The organism is Pseudomonas sp. KH_027, assembly GCF_057838565.1.
In genome coordinates, this window is the sequence record NZ_CM174470.1 from 456,515 (window position 1) to 471,064 (window position 14,550).

The window sequence follows — 14,550 nt, forward strand, 5'->3', positions numbered from 1 at the left end:
TGAGAGTCCCATGACCAGTTTGCATGCCGATGAGGCCTTTCTCGGCCACTACCAGTTCAGTCACGATCCTTTCGCGGCGCGCGTGCCGGGGTTCAAGTTTTTCCCGGCGCAGCGCAAGCCGGTGCTGGGTCAGCTTCATCATCTGGCGCGTTACAGCCAGTTGTTGCTGGTTATCAGTGGGCCGCAGGGCAGTGGCAAGACCCTGCTGCGCCAGGCGCTAGTAGCGAGCACCAACAAACAGGCCGTGCACAGCGTAGTGGTTTCTGCCCGTGGTGCGTCCGATGCGGCTGGCGTCATGCGGCAGATCGCCCAGGGTTTGAACGTGGTTCAGTCGGATGCGCAGGCCGTTCTGGCGCAGGTCGCGCAGTTGGCGTTGACCGGGCAGGAGGTCTACCTGTTGGTTGATGATGCCGAGGCGCTGGATAACTCCTCGCTGGATGCCTTGTTGCTGTTGGCGGCCGGCAATGCCGACGGGCGGGCGCATGTGTTCCTGTTTGGTGAGGTCGCGCTGCTTGCGCGCCTTGAGTTGCTGGCCGATGGCGAGGAGCGTTTCCATGCCATCGAGTTGCAGCCCTATAGCGAAGATGAAACGCGCGACTACCTGGCGCAGCGTCTGGACGGTGCAGGGCAGGGGGTGGAAATTCTGTCCGATGAACAGGTCGCCGATATCCATCTGCAGTCCGGAGGCTGGCCTGGGGCGATCAATCAGGTGGCGCGCGATACCTTGATTGAGACGATGTTGGCCCAGCGCGGTGCCGCTCAGCGTCCGGGTTTCAGTTTCAATCTGCCAAAAAAGCATTTGTTGGCCTTGGTTGTGGTCGCAATAGCGGTGGGCGCAGCCTGGCTGATGCAGGGGCGTAGCGATAGCGAGCCGGCTGCGCCGGTGGCCGCCCAGTTGCCGCTGGACTCGGCTGTGGCGCCAATTGCGGCGGATGCTGAGCCAGCCGTGGAACCCAAACCGAATGCTCCGGCTATCGAATTTGCCGGCTCGACCCAACCGTTGCCATTGCCGTTGGTGGGGCAGGCGCAGCCGGTGATCCGCGAGCCGTTGGCGCAGGCCGCAGGGTTGGCGGATGGCGAGGATGCTGGACTGGCTGAGCCGGCGTCGGCGCCGGGCTCCGTACCACCGACGGTTACCAGTGTTGCGCCGCCGTTGGGTGCGGTGGCGAGCGCTGTTCCAGTGGCCCCCGTTGTTGCGCCGGCCACTCGCCCGGCCCCGCCGGCAGTGCCAGATCAGTCGGCCAGCCCGGCTGTTGCTGTGGCGCCCAGGCCTGCGGTGGTTGCGCCTGCGCCCAAGCCGGCAGTGACTGCGCCGGTGAAAGCTGCCGCCAAGCCAGTGGAAAAGGTTGTCGCCAGTGCTTCGCCGGCAGGGGCGGGTTGGTACCGCAGTCAGGCTGGAGCGCATTATGCGTTGCAAGTTCTGGGCACTCGCTCGGAGAGCAGTGCGCAGGCGTTCGTGCGTCAGCAGGGTGGCGAGTACCGCTACTTCAAGAAGGTTCACCAAGGGCAGCCGCTCTATGTGGTGACATACGGCAGTTTTGCCACGCGCGCTGCCGCGCAGGCGGCGATCAAGGCCCTGCCGGACAAGGTCCAGGCGAGCAAGCCCTGGCCGCGAACCTTCGCCAGCATCCAGAAGGAAGCCCAGGCGCGCTGAGTGTCGGGCTGACATGACCAGGCGGTCGCTAGCACGACCGACCGGTCTTTTCTTCTAGATTAGCGACATAAGGTTTCGCGGTGTCGTCGCGAGACATTTGTGAGCCCCTGTGTGGCTGTGTACAATGACCCCCCTTTTGCCTGCGCAAAGCTGGCGCATGACCTGCGCGCAAGGTAAGTGTTTGAAATAGATATAAGTTTGCCTGGTGAGAGTCCCTATGAAAGCAGGTCTGTACCATCCTGATGAGTTCAAGGATAACTGCGGCTTCGGCCTGATCGCCCACATGCAGGGCGAGGCGAGTCATCATTTGCTGCAGACGGCTATTGAAGCCCTGACCTGCATGACTCACCGCGGCGGGATCAACGCCGACGGTAAGACCGGCGACGGTTGTGGCCTGTTGATGCAGAAGCCGGATGCGTTCCTGCGCGCTATCGCCCAGCAGCAGTTTGGCGTCGAGTTGCCGAAGCAGTACGCCGTGGGCATGGTTTTCCTCAATCAGGACGAAGCCAAGGCCAGCGTCGGCCGGGAAAACATGAATCGCGAGATTCAGGCCGCCGGGCTGCGACTGATCGGCTGGCGCAAGGTGCCGATCGATGTCAGCGTGCTCGGCCGTCTGGCCCTGGAGCGCCTGCCGCAGATCGAGCAGGTGTTCATCGGTGGCGAAGGCCTCAGCGACCAGGAATTCGCGATCAAGCTGTTCTGCGCTCGTCGTCGTTCCTCGGTGACCAACGCGGCCGACAGCGAGCATTACATCTGCAGCTTCTCGCCCAAGACCATCATCTACAAAGGCCTGATGATGCCGGTCGATCTCGCTCAGTTCTTCCCGGACCTGAGTGACGAGCGCCTGCAGACCGCGATCTGCGTGTTCCACCAGCGCTTTTCCACCAACACCCTGCCGAAGTGGCCGCTGGCCCAGCCGTTCCGTTTCCTCGCCCACAACGGCGAGATCAACACGATCACGGGCAACCGCAATTGGGCCCAGGCCCGGCGGACCAAATTCAGCAACGACCTGTTGCCGGACCTGGACGAGCTGGGGCCGCTGGTCAACCGCGTCGGTTCGGACTCCTCGAGCATGGACAACATGCTGGAGTTGATGGTCACCGGCGGCATGGACTTGTTCCGTGGCATCCGCATGATCATTCCGCCGGCATGGCAGAACGTCGAGACCATGGACGCCGACCTGCGCGCCTTCTACGAATACAACTCCATGCACATGGAGCCGTGGGACGGCCCGGCCGGTGTGGTGCTGACGGACGGTCGCTATGCCGTCTGCCTGCTCGATCGCAACGGTTTGCGCCCGGCGCGCTGGGTCACCACCCGCAATGGCTACATCACCATCGCCTCCGAGATCGGTGTCTGGGGTTATCAGCCGGATGAAGTGATTGCCAAAGGTCGCGTCGGCCCGGGGCAGGTGCTTGCCGTGGATACCGAAACCGGCCAGGTGCTGGGCACCGACGATATCGACAGTCGCTTGAAGTCGCGTCATCCCTACAAGCAGTGGCTGCGCAAGAGTGCCGTGCGTATTCAGGCGACCATGGAAGACGACCATGGCGTGGCCAGCTACGACGCCGAGCAGCTCAAGCAATACATGAAGATGTTCCAGGTCACCTTCGAAGAGCGTGATCAGGTACTGCGGCCGTTGGCCGAGCAAGGCCAGGAAGCAGTCGGCTCGATGGGCGACGACACGCCAATGGCGGTGCTGTCCCGGCGCGTGCGCTCCACTTACGACTACTTCCGTCAGCAGTTCGCCCAGGTCACCAACCCGCCGATCGACCCGCTGCGCGAAGCCATCGTGATGTCGCTGGAGATCTGCCTGGGCGCCGAGCGCAATATCTTCGAGGAATCGCCGGCCCATGCCAGCCGCGTGATCCTCAGCTCGCCGGTGATCTCGCCGGCCAAGTGGCGTTCGCTGATGGCTCTGCAAACGCCGGGCTTCGAGCGTCAGGTCATCGAGCTCAACTACGACGAGACCCTCGGTCTCGAAGCCGCGGTGCGCAATGTCGCGGATCAGGCCGAAGAAGCCGTGCGTGGCGGCAAGACCCTGCTGGTGCTGACCGACCGGAACATCGCGCCGGGTAAGCTGCCGATGCATGCCTCGCTGGCCGTGGGTGCCGCGCATCACCGTCTGGTGGAAAAAGGCCTGCGTTGCGACTGCAACATCCTGGTGGAAACCGCCACCGCCCGCGACCCTCATCACTTTGCGGTGTTGATCGGCTTCGGCGCTTCGGCGGTTTATCCCTACCTGGCCTACGAAGTGCTGGCCGACCTGATCCGTACCGGCGAAGTGCTCGGCGACCTCTATGAGGTGTTCAAGCACTACCGCAAAGGCATCTCCAAAGGCCTGCTGAAGATCCTGTCGAAGATGGGCATCTCCACCGTGGCCTCGTACCGCGGTGCGCAGTTGTTCGAAGCGGTCGGTCTGTCCGAAGAAGTGGTCGAATTGAGCTTCCGCGGCGTCGCCAGCCGGATCAAGGGCGCGCGCTTCGTCGATATCGAAGCCGAGCAGAAACTGCTGGCCAATGAGGCCTGGAACAACCGCAAGGCGATCCAGCAGGGCGGCCTGCTGAAGTTCGTCTACGGTGGCGAATACCACGCCTACAACCCGGATGTGGTGAACACCCTGCAAGCCGCCGTGCAGCAGGGCAGCTATGCCAAGTTCAAGGAGTACACGACCCTGGTGGATACCCGCCCGGTGTCGATGATCCGCGACCTGCTCAAGGTCAAAGTGCTCGATGAGCCGCTGGCACTCGACCAGATCGAGCCGCTGGACGCCATTCTCAAGCGCTTCGACTCCGCCGGCATTTCCCTCGGCGCCCTGTCGCCGGAGGCTCACGAAGCCATTGCCGAAGCCATGAACCGCATCGGTGCGCGCTCCAACTCCGGTGAGGGCGGCGAAGACCCGGCCCGTTACGGCACCAGCCGCAGCTCCAAGATCAAGCAAGTGGCGACCGGCCGCTTCGGTGTTACGCCGGAGTACCTGGTCAACGCCGAAGTGCTGCAGATCAAAGTCGCCCAGGGCGCCAAGCCCGGTGAGGGCGGCCAGTTGCCGGGTGGCAAGGTCAACGGCCTGATCGCGCGGCTGCGTTACGCAGTGCCTGGCGTGACCCTGATTTCGCCGCCGCCGCACCATGACATCTACTCCATCGAAGACCTGGCGCAGCTGATCTATGACCTCAAGCAGGTCAACCCTGCGGCCCTGGTATCGGTCAAGCTGGTTGCCGAGGCGGGCGTCGGCACCATCGCCGCCGGTGTGGCCAAGGCTTACGCTGACCTGATCACCATCTCCGGTTACGACGGTGGCACCGGCGCTTCGCCGATCACCTCGATCAAGTACGCCGGCGCACCGTGGGAGCTCGGCCTGGCCGAAACCCACCAGACCCTGCGCGGCAACGACCTGCGCGGCAAGGTTCGGGTGCAGACCGACGGCGGCCTGAAAACCGGCCTCGACGTGATCAAGGCGGCCATCCTCGGCGCCGAAAGCTTCGGCTTCGGCACTGCACCGATGATCGCCCTGGGCTGCAAATACCTGCGCATCTGCCACCTGAACAACTGCGCCACCGGCGTCGCTACCCAGAACGACAAGCTGCGCAAGGATCACTTCATCGGCACCGTCGACATGGTGGTGAACTTCTTCACCTACGTCGCCGAGGAAACCCGCGAGTGGCTGGCCAAGGTCGGTGTGCGCAGCCTGGAAGAGCTGATCGGGCGTACCGATCTGCTGGAAATGCTGCCGGGCGAAACCGACAAGCAACAGCACCTGGACCTGACCCCGCTGCTCGGCAGCGACCATATCCCGGCCGACAAGCCGCAGTTCTGTCAGGTTGAGCGCAACCCGCCGTTCGACCTCGGCAAGCTTGCCGAGCACATGGTCGAGTTGGCCAAGCCGGCCATCGATGGCCTGACCGGTGCCGAGTTCGAGTTGGATATCTGCAACTGCGACCGTTCCATCGGTGCCCGTGTCTCCGGTGAAATCGCCCGCTTGCACGGCAACCAGGGCATGGCCAAGGCGCCGATCACCTTCCGCTTCAAGGGCACGGCCGGGCAGAGTTTCGGTGTGTGGAACGCCGGCGGTCTGAACCTCTACCTGGAAGGCGACGCCAACGACTACGTCGGCAAGGGCATGACCGGCGGCAAGCTGGTCATCGTGCCACCGGCCGGCAGCGCCTACAAAACCCAGGACAGCGCCATCATCGGCAACACCTGTCTGTACGGCGCCACGGGCGGCAAGCTGTTCGCCGCCGGTACCGCCGGCGAGCGTTTCGCCGTGCGTAACTCCGGGGCCCACACCGTGGTCGAAGGCACTGGTGACCACTGCTGCGAATACATGACCGGCGGTTTCGTCTGCGTGCTGGGCAAGACCGGCTACAACTTCGGTTCCGGCATGACCGGCGGTTTCGCCTACGTACTGGATCAGGACAACAGCTTCGTCGACCGGGTGAACCACGAACTGGTGGAAATCCAGCGGATCAGCGGCGAGGCCATGGAGTCCTACCGTAGCCACTTGCAGCGCGTGCTTGCCGAGTATGTTCAGGAAACGTCCAGCGAGTGGGGTCGCAACCTCCTGGAAAACCTCGACGACTACCTGCGCAAGTTCTGGCTGGTCAAGCCGAAAGCCGCCAGCTTGGGGTCGCTGCTTTCCAGCACCCGTGCCAACCCACAATAATTTGCGCCTAGGGGCGTGGTCGCAGAGCTGACGCGACTCGTGATTAGCGTGATCACGCCCTACAGCTTGATGAGGTTTTAAAATGACTGAACGTCTGAACAACGACTTCCAGTTCATCGAGGTCGGGCGCAAAGATCCGAAGAAGAAGCTCTTGCGTCAGCGCAAGAAGGAATTCGTCGAGATCTACGAGCCCTTCAAGCCAGCGCAAGCGGCCGACCAGGCGCATCGTTGCCTGGGTTGCGGCAACCCGTATTGCGAATGGAAGTGCCCGGTGCACAACTACATTCCGAACTGGCTCAAGCTGGTGTCGGAAGGCAACATCCTGGCTGCCGCCGAACTGGCGCACCAGACCAACACCCTGCCGGAAGTCTGCGGTCGCGTGTGCCCGCAGGATCGTCTGTGTGAGGGCGCCTGCACCCTCAACGATGGCTTCGGCGCGGTGACCATCGGTTCGGTGGAGAAGTACATCACCGACACCGCCTTTGCCATGGGCTGGCGTCCGGATATGTCCAAGGTCAAGCCGACCGGCAAGAAGGTCGCGATCATCGGCGCCGGTCCGGCCGGCCTGGGTTGTGCCGACGTGCTGGTGCGCAATGGCGTGAGTCCGGTGGTGTTCGACAAGAACCCAGAAATCGGCGGCTTGCTGACCTTCGGCATTCCCGAATTCAAGCTGGAAAAGAGCGTACTCAGCCGTCGCCGGGAAATTTTCACCGGTATGGGCATCGAGTTCCGCCTGAACACCGAAGTCGGCACCGACGTGACCGTCGAGCAGTTGCTGGAAGACTACGATGCCGTGTTCATGGGCATGGGCACCTACACCTACATGAAAGGCGGCTTCCCCGGCGAGGATCTGCCGGGCGTCTATGACGCGCTGGACTTCCTGATCGCCAACGTCAACCGCAACCTCGGTTTCGAGAAGTCGCCGGAAGACTTCATCGACATGAAGGGCAAGAAGATCGTGGTGCTCGGCGGTGGCGACACCGCCATGGATTGCAACCGCACCTCGATTCGCCAGGGCGCCAAGGCCGTGACCTGTGCGTATCGTCGCGACGAAGAAAACATGCCCGGCTCGCGTAAAGAAGTGAAGAACGCCAAGGAAGAAGGGGTGAAATTCCTCTACAACCGCCAGCCCATCGCCATCGTCGGCGAAGACAAGGTCGAAGGCGTAAAGGTGGTCGAGACCCGTCTCGGCGAGCCGGATGCCCGTGGCCGGCGCAGCCCCGAGCCGATCCCGGGCTCCGAAGAGATCATCCCGGCCGATGCCGTGATTATCGCTTTCGGCTTCCGCCCAAGCCCGGCGCCCTGGTTCGAGCAGTTCAGTATCCAGACCGACAGCCAGGGCCGTGTGGTCGCGCCGGAGCAGTCGCAGTTCAAGCACCAGACCAGCAACCCGAAAATCTTCGCCGGCGGCGATATGGTGCGCGGTTCCGATCTGGTGGTGACCGCGATCTTCGAGGGGCGGCAAGCCGCCGAAGGCATCCTCGACTATCTGGGCGTGTGATTCGTCGGGTGGGTTACGCCGCTGCGCGGCTAACCCACCCGACGGAGAGCGATGAGGCAAATCGTCGCGATAGACAAAAGGCACGGCACTCGCCGTGCCTTTTGTTTTGTGCTTTGCGACAATGCCTGATCTTTTTCGCCTGTGGGTGGTGGATTACGCCGTGTTACGGCCGACCCACCCTACAAAATTCCCGCACTTTTTGTCGGAAACCTGCCATGACTGTCTTGAAGAACGATCGCTTCCTCCGTGCCCTGCTCAAGGAGCCCGTCGACGTCACCCCGGTGTGGATGATGCGTCAGGCCGGTCGCTACCTGCCGGAGTACCGCGCCAGCAGGGCGAAAGCCGGCGATTTCATGCGCCTGATGCAGAACCCCGAGTTCGCTTGCGAAGTCACCCTGCAACCGCTGGACCGCTACCCGCAACTGGATGCCGCGATCCTCTTCTCCGACATCCTGACCATCCCGGATGCCATGGGCCAGGGTTTATATTTCGAGACCGGCGAAGGCCCGCGCTTCAAGAAAGTCATCAGCACCCTGGCCGATGTCGAGGCACTGCCGATCCCCGATCCGGAACAGGACCTCGGTTATGTGATGAATGCCGTGCGTACCATCCGCAGCGCGTTGAATGGTCGTGTGCCGCTGATCGGGTTTTCCGGAAGCCCCTGGACCTTGGCCACTTACATGGTCGAAGGCGGTTCGTCGAAGGACTTCCGCAAGTCCAAAGCCATGCTCTACGACAACCCGCAGGCCATGCACCTGTTGCTCGACAAGCTGGCGCAGTCGGTGACCCGCTACCTGAACGGGCAGATCCGCGCCGGCGCCCAGGCCGTGCAGATTTTCGACACCTGGGGCGGCAACCTGTCCGCCGCCGCCTACCAGGAGTTCTCCCTGGCCTATATGCAGAAGATCGTCAGCGGCCTGATCCGCGAGCACGACGGCCGCCAGGTGCCGGTGATCCTGTTCACCAAGAACGGCGGACTCTGGCTGGAGTCGATCGCCGCCAGCGGTGCCGACGCCTTGGGCCTGGACTGGAGTTGCGACATCGGTGACGCCCGCCGTCGCGTCGGTGATCAGGTGGCGCTGCAAGGCAATATGGACCCGACCGTGCTCTACGCCCAGCCGGCGGCAATCCGCGCCGAAGTGGCGCGCATCCTCGCCAGCTATGGCCAGGGCAGTGGCCATGTGTTCAACCTCGGCCACGGCATCACCCCGGAAGTCGACCCGGCCCACGCCGGCGCCTTCCTCGAAGCGGTGCATGAGCTGTCGGCGCGGTACCACCCCTGAGGGGTTACGAAAAAGGCCGCTGATGCGGCCTTTTTTATGGTTGCTGGGTCAGGCGCGGCGCGCTGTCGCGGCGCTCATCGAGTGCGCCGGCCATGCGCAGCAACAGCCGATGGCCCACGTCGTTGCTCCAGTTGAAGCTGTTCTGCAGCACCACCACGGCGGTCCTGTGCTCGGTGTCCAGGCCGATATAGCTGGAGTAGCCGCCGACCAGGCCGATCTGGTAGGTGATTTTCCGCCCGCCGATGTCATCGACGATCCAGGCTACTGCGGCCGCTTCCTGGCGTCGGTCGACGCGTACCTGCAGGGTGTCCAGAAGCGCCGCATCCATGTTCGCGTTGGCGCTGGGGCGCAGGTGCGCCGCCGCGTAGCTGAGCAAGTCATCGGCGTTGGAGTAGAGCGCCGCCGTGCCATGCAGGATGTCGGTGAACTGCCAGTCGGGAACGGGCTGGCCGCGGCGGATGAACTTGGGTTGGTCGCCGGCATGGCCGCGAGCCCGGCGGCTGTAGCCGGCCAGCTGTTCCGGCAGGTAATTGGTGTTGCTCAAGCCCAGTGGCGCGGCGACGCGCTCCTGCAGCAACTCATCGACCTTCTTGCCGGTGCGCACTTCCAGCACGTAACTCAGCAAGCCATAACCGATGTTCGAATACTGCGGTTCGACCTGCGCGGGCCGGTCGAAGTCAGCCAGGTAGTTGAGCAGGTAGGCGCGGTCGAAGTGCCGGTAGAAGCTGTTGCCGGTGAACAGGTACTCGATGAAGTACGTGAGGGTTTGCGGCGTCATCGGCTGGCGCGGCAGGCCGGAAGTGTGGGTGGCCAATTGCAGCAGGGTGATGCGCTTGGCGTCGTCGCTCAGCGGCGTATTGGCGGGCAACAGGCTTTCGAGGCTGTCATCCCAGTTCAGCCGGCCGTCCTGCACCAGCAAGGCGGCGATATCGCCGAGAAAGCCTTTGCTCAGTGAGCCGACGGCGAACAGCGTGTCGCCATCCGGCTTGCGGCCACTGAGTTGATCGCTGACGCCATAGCCGAAGAAGTGTTTTTGCCCGTCGGCGCTGAGCACGCCAACCACCAGGCCTGGGGTTCGCTGCGCGTCGATCAGCGGCTGGGCCAGGGAGTCGACTTCAGCACCCAGGTCGCCGCTGCGGGCCAAGCGCAGCGTCTGCTGATCGGAGGGGTCGACCGGCATGCGCGATAAGGTGCCGCAGGCTGCCAGACACATCAGGGCCAGGGTATAACCGACGCATTTGCTTAGCGCAACGCTATAGAACCGCACGGAAATACCTGGCGCAGAGGGTGGCTTCGACAAGACGGGCTTCAGCGCTGTCCCAGGCTTTGCGCCTGCAGCTCCTGGAGGATGTCGGCGCGCAGGTTGTTGACCCAGTTGTTGTAGTTGCGATGGATTTTCCCATTTTTGTAGTCGAGGCCCCGGCTGCTGCGGTATTCGATGGCGAACTGGCTGGCGCTGTAGGGAATGGTGATTTCCGCATGGTGCCGGCCGCGCTGGGTGATTTCGGCGCGGATCTCGCTCGGGCCGATCTGCTGCACCAGCCACTCGCGCTGGTTCAGGCCGCTGACGATTGCCCGCTGCATGTCCGCGCTGCTGCGCACGCTGGCGGCCGGTACGCTTTGCTGGATGTTCTCCACAGGTTTGCTGGTGCAGCCCGCCAGAGTGGCCAGGCCGATGGACAGCAGCAGTGCGCGAATCAGGTGGGACATTCCGTGATCTCCAGTGGTTACAGGTTGGGGGTCAGCGCCAGCGGCGGAAAATCAACGAAGTGTTGAGTCCGCCAAAGGCAAAGTTGTTGTTCATCACGTACTCGTTGCTCATCTGCCGGGTTTCGCCGCGCAGGTAGTCCAGTTCGCCGCACTGCGGGTCGACCTGGTCGAGGTTGAGGGTGTGGATATATCTGTCGCGGTTGAGCATCTCGATGCTGAACCAGGACTCCAGCGCCCCGCAGGCGCCCAGCGTGTGGCCGAGAAAGCTCTTCTGCGAACTGATCGGCATGCGCGCGCCGAACAGGCTGCTGGTGGCCAGGGTCTCGGCGATGTCGCCCTGCTCGGTGGCGGTGCCGTGGCCGTTGACGTAGCCGATGGCGGCGGGCGCCAGATTGGCATCCTCCAGCGCCAGCTCCATGGCCCGGCGCATGGTCAGCTGTTCCGGCTTGGTGGCGTGCTGGCCGTCGGCGTTGCTGCCGAAGCCGACGATCTCGGCGTGAATATGGGCGCCACGGGCGAGGGCGTGCTGCAGTTCTTCGAGCACCAGGATGCCGGCGCCTTCACCGATCACCAGGCCATCGCGGCCACTGTCATAGGGGCGTGGCGAGGTGTGCGGCGCATCGTTCTTCAGGCTGGTGGCATAGAGCGCGTCGAACACCATGGCCTCGGTCGGGCACAGCTCCTCGGCGCCGCCGGCGAGCATCAGCGGCAGGCGGCCGAACTTGATCGCCTCGTAGGCATAACCGATGCCCTGGCTGCCGCTGGTGCAGGCGCTGGAGGTGGGGATCACCCGGCCCTTGAGGCCGAAGAAGATGCTGATATTGGCCGCCGTGGTGTGCGGCATCATGCGTACATAGGAATTGGCGTTGAGCCCGTCGGCCACCGAATTGAGCAGCATATTGCCGAACGCCTTGATCTCGTCGGTGCTGCCGGTGGACGAGCCGCAGGCCACGCCCATGCGCCCGTCGCGGATCGAGGGGTCATCCAGCAGCCCGGCGTCCGTCAATGCCCGCTCGGCGGCCAGCACCACCAGCCGCGAGACCCGGCCCATACTGCGCAGTTGCTTGCGGGTCCAGGCCTTGGGCACGGCGAAGTCGTCGATCGGCCCGGCCAGGCGGGTATTCAGCTCGGTGAAGCGGTCCCATTCGTGCATCCGCCGGATACCGCTGCGGTTGGCGCGAAAATTCGCCTCGATGCCGGCCCAGTCGCTGCCCAGCGAGGTGATACCGGCCATGCCGGTGACGACCACACGTTTCATTAACACAGCCCTCCGTTGACGGCGAGGACTTGGCGGGTGATATAGGCCGCTTCATCCGACATCAGAAAATTCACCGCGCCGGCCACTTCTTCCGGCGTGCCCAGGCGTTGTGCCGGGATCATCTTCAGCAGTTCCTCGATCGGCACGTTTTCATCCAGCAGGGCGGTGTCGATCAGCCCGGGCGCGACGCAGTTGACAGTGATCTTGCGCTTGCCGAGCTCGATCGCCAGGGCCTTGGCGGCGCCGATCACGCCGGCCTTGGAGGCGCTGTAGTTGACCTGGCCACGGTTGCCGATCAGCCCCGAGACCGAGGTGATGCAGACGATCCGCCCGGCCTTGCGGCGGCGGATCATCGGCATGATCAGCGGGTGCAGGACGTTGTAGAAGCCGTCCAGGTTGGTGCGCATGACCAGGTCCCAGTCCTCTTCGCTCAGCGCCGGGAAGGCGCCGTCGCGGGTCAGGCCGGCATTGCAGACCACCCCGTAGTAAGCGCCATGGGCCTCGACATCGGCTTCCAGCCGCTCGCGGCAGGCGGCACGGTCGGCGACATCGAATTGCAGGATGCGCGCCTGGCGCCCCAGTTCGAGGATCTGTGCGCGTACCGCTTCGGCTTCGTCGCGGCCGCTGCGGCAGTGCAGCACCAGGTCATGGCCGGCGCGAGCCAGGCGCAGCGCAATGGCGCGGCCGATGCCCCGGCTGGAGCCGGTTACCAGAATTGACTCAGTCATGTGCAGGCTCTTGAGCGTCTTGACGGTGGCGCCCCATGGCGCTGGCGGCAAGGCCCCGGCTGGAGCCGGTTAGCAGAATCGATTCAATCATGTGCGGGCTCTTCCAGGTAGCTGGCCACTTGCGGTGGGCGAAACACGTTCAGGCGGGCTTCGGCATGAATGCCGGGGCCGTTCAGGTGGCACTCGAAAACGCCCATGCCATTGTCGTCCTGCAGCGAGCGGATGGCGTGGATCTGCAACTGCGCCCCGAGCGCAAAGGCCTCGACGTTGCACTGGAAGCTGCGGGTACCGAGCAGAAAGCCCAGCTCCACCGGTGCCCCGGCCTGGCGCGCCTGGCAACCGGCGTAGGCGGCGATGCTCTGCGCCATCAGCTCGACCCCGACCCAGGCCGGCAGGCTGCCATCGGCCTGGCTGAATAGACCGCCGGCACGCACCGTCAGTTCAGTGCGCACCTCCTCTTCGCCGAAGCTGAGCACCCGGTCCAGCAGGATCATGTCGCCGGCATGCGGCAGCAGTTCGGCTATCGGCCAAAGGCTCATGGCCTGCCCTCCGTCGGGTGACCAAGCACCAGGCTGATATTGCTGCCGCCGAAGGCGAAGGAATTGCTCATCATCCGTCGGGGGGCGGTGCCGGTCAGGCGGGTCGCGTTGTTCGTCAGGCGCAGGGCGGGCAATTGCGGGTCGGCTTCGGCGTCCCACAGGTGCGGCGGCACGCGCTGTTCGCGGTTTTCGGCCGCCAGGCTCAGCCAGCAGAATGCGGCTTCCAAGGCCCCGGCCGCGCCCAGCGTGTGGCCGGTCAGCGGTTTGGTCGACGAACAGGGCACCCCCGCCGGGAACAGCGCCGCGACCGCCAGGCTTTCCATGGCGTCGTTGTGGCCGGTAGCGGTGCCGTGCAGGTTCAGGTAGGCAATCTGCTCGGCCGCCAGGCCGGCATCCGCCAGCGCCGCGTGCATCACCTGCTGGGCGCCAAGGCCCTGCGGTTCGGGGGCGGAGATATGGTAGGCATCGGAGCTGGCAGCGGCGCCGAGGAGGGCGATCGGTGTGCCGGTCTGGCTGGCCAGCGGCTCGCGGGCCATGAGAAAGAGCACCGCCGCTTCGCCGATGTTGATCCCCGCACGGTTGCGCGAGAACGGGTTGCAGCGCTCGCTGGCCAGGGCTTCCAGCGAGTTGAAACCGTTCAGCGTCAACTGGCAGAGCGAGTCGACACCGCCGCACAGCACCGCGTCGCAGATGCCGCTGTCGAGCAGGCGGCGGGCGCTGAGCAGGGCGCGGGCGCTGGAGGTGCAGGCGGTGGAAATCACATAGGTCGGGCCGCTCAGCTGCAGCCAGTCGGCAAGAAAGGCAGCCGGTGCGGCCAGTTCCTGTTGTCCGTAGTGGTAGCTGGCGGGGAGCTCGCCGTCCTGCAGCAAGTGGCCAATCGCCTGGGTGGCTTCCTGCACGCCACTGGTGCTGGTGCCGAGGATCACCCCGATCCGCGCGCGGCCGTAGCGGGCAATGGCCTGCTGGATATCCGTCTCGATCTGCAGCGCCGCCGCCAGCAGCAACTGGTTATTGCGCGTTGCCTGGGCCGGGCTGCCGGCGGGTAGCGCGGGCAAGATGCCACTGATCGCGCCGACCGGCAGGCGCCGTTCCGGCACCCAGCCGTCCTGCCAGCTCAGGCCCGAGGCGTCGCCGGCGAACAGCCGCTCGGCGACTTCCTGTTTGCCGCTGCCAAGGGCGCAGAGCAACCCGAGGGCATTCAGGTAGGCGGTCAT

At 64.3% G+C, this 14,550-nt stretch carries 10 protein-coding genes; 4 read left to right on the top strand and 6 right to left on the bottom strand.

Annotated elements, in window-relative coordinates; all coding sequences use genetic code 11:
- Positions 1-10 precede the first annotated feature (10 nt).
- The 4 genes from AC3IYG_RS02210 to hemE all read left to right on the top strand — a co-directional run bounded on the left by AC3IYG_RS02210 (position 11) and on the right by hemE (position 9,101).
- Positions 11-1,654 carry an AAA family ATPase gene (locus tag AC3IYG_RS02210; RefSeq protein ID WP_489312090.1) on the top strand — a complete coding sequence of 548 codons (1,644 nt, stop codon included), beginning with the start codon at positions 11-13 and terminating at the stop codon, positions 1,652-1,654.
- A 217-nt stretch (positions 1,655-1,871) separates the two neighbouring features.
- Positions 1,872-6,317: a glutamate synthase large subunit gene (gene gltB / locus AC3IYG_RS02215; RefSeq protein ID WP_489312091.1), complete on the top strand. Its 4,446-nt coding sequence runs from the start codon at positions 1,872-1,874 to the stop codon at positions 6,315-6,317.
- 82 nt (positions 6,318-6,399) lie between these two features.
- Positions 6,400-7,818 carry an FAD-dependent oxidoreductase gene (locus AC3IYG_RS02220; protein ID WP_489312092.1) on the top strand — a complete coding sequence of 473 codons (1,419 nt, stop codon included), beginning with the start codon at positions 6,400-6,402 and terminating at the stop codon, positions 7,816-7,818.
- 215 nt (positions 7,819-8,033) lie between these two features.
- Complete coding sequence (gene hemE / locus AC3IYG_RS02225) at positions 8,034-9,101, top strand: uroporphyrinogen decarboxylase (RefSeq protein ID WP_489312093.1); 1,068 nt, start codon at positions 8,034-8,036, stop codon at positions 9,099-9,101.
- 34 nt (positions 9,102-9,135) lie between these two features.
- Here the strand turns inward: hemE and AC3IYG_RS02230 are convergent, their stop codons facing one another.
- The 6 genes from AC3IYG_RS02230 to AC3IYG_RS02255 form a co-directional block, all read right to left on the bottom strand.
- Positions 9,136-10,368, bottom strand: coding sequence for a serine hydrolase domain-containing protein (locus AC3IYG_RS02230; protein ID WP_489312094.1), 1,233 nt, complete (start codon positions 10,366-10,368; stop codon positions 9,136-9,138).
- Between the two features lie 41 nt (positions 10,369-10,409).
- Positions 10,410-10,811, bottom strand: coding sequence for a hypothetical protein (locus tag AC3IYG_RS02235; RefSeq protein ID WP_489312095.1), 402 nt, complete (start codon positions 10,809-10,811; stop codon positions 10,410-10,412).
- Positions 10,812-10,842: 31 nt separating this feature from the next.
- Complete coding sequence (locus tag AC3IYG_RS02240) at positions 10,843-12,069, bottom strand: beta-ketoacyl-ACP synthase (protein ID WP_489312096.1); 1,227 nt, start codon at positions 12,067-12,069, stop codon at positions 10,843-10,845.
- Positions 12,069-12,797: a 3-oxoacyl-ACP reductase FabG gene (fabG, locus tag AC3IYG_RS02245; protein WP_489312097.1), complete on the bottom strand. Its 729-nt coding sequence runs from the start codon at positions 12,795-12,797 to the stop codon at positions 12,069-12,071. The genes AC3IYG_RS02240 and fabG overlap by 1 nt, the downstream gene beginning before the upstream one ends.
- A gap of 83 nt (positions 12,798-12,880) precedes the next feature.
- Entirely contained in the window at positions 12,881-13,336 is a 456-nt protein-coding gene (locus tag AC3IYG_RS02250; protein WP_489312098.1) for a hotdog family protein, read from the bottom strand.
- Complete coding sequence (locus tag AC3IYG_RS02255; protein WP_489312099.1) at positions 13,333-14,550, bottom strand: beta-ketoacyl-[acyl-carrier-protein] synthase family protein; 1,218 nt, start codon at positions 14,548-14,550, stop codon at positions 13,333-13,335. Before AC3IYG_RS02255 ends, AC3IYG_RS02250 begins: the two co-directional genes overlap by 4 nt.

Bases quoted from the DNA above. Each gene is read 5' to 3' on its own strand.
- AC3IYG_RS02210 (WP_489312090.1), top strand. From the start codon at position 11: ATGACCAGTTTGCATGCCGATGAGGCCTTTCTCGGCCACTACCAGTTC.
- AC3IYG_RS02255 (WP_489312099.1), bottom strand. From the start codon at position 14,550: ATGACCGCCTACCTGAATGCCCTCGGGTTGCTCTGCGCCCTTGGCAGC.
- AC3IYG_RS02250 (WP_489312098.1), bottom strand. From the start codon at position 13,336: ATGAGCCTTTGGCCGATAGCCGAACTGCTGCCGCATGCCGGCGACATG.
- fabG (WP_489312097.1), bottom strand. From the start codon at position 12,797: ATGACTGAGTCAATTCTGGTAACCGGCTCCAGCCGGGGCATCGGCCGC.
- AC3IYG_RS02220 (WP_489312092.1), top strand. From the start codon at position 6,400: ATGACTGAACGTCTGAACAACGACTTCCAGTTCATCGAGGTCGGGCGC.
- AC3IYG_RS02235 (WP_489312095.1), bottom strand. From the start codon at position 10,811: ATGTCCCACCTGATTCGCGCACTGCTGCTGTCCATCGGCCTGGCCACT.
- hemE (WP_489312093.1), top strand. From the start codon at position 8,034: ATGACTGTCTTGAAGAACGATCGCTTCCTCCGTGCCCTGCTCAAGGAG.
- AC3IYG_RS02240 (WP_489312096.1), bottom strand. From the start codon at position 12,069: ATGAAACGTGTGGTCGTCACCGGCATGGCCGGTATCACCTCGCTGGGC.
- gltB (WP_489312091.1), top strand. From the start codon at position 1,872: ATGAAAGCAGGTCTGTACCATCCTGATGAGTTCAAGGATAACTGCGGC.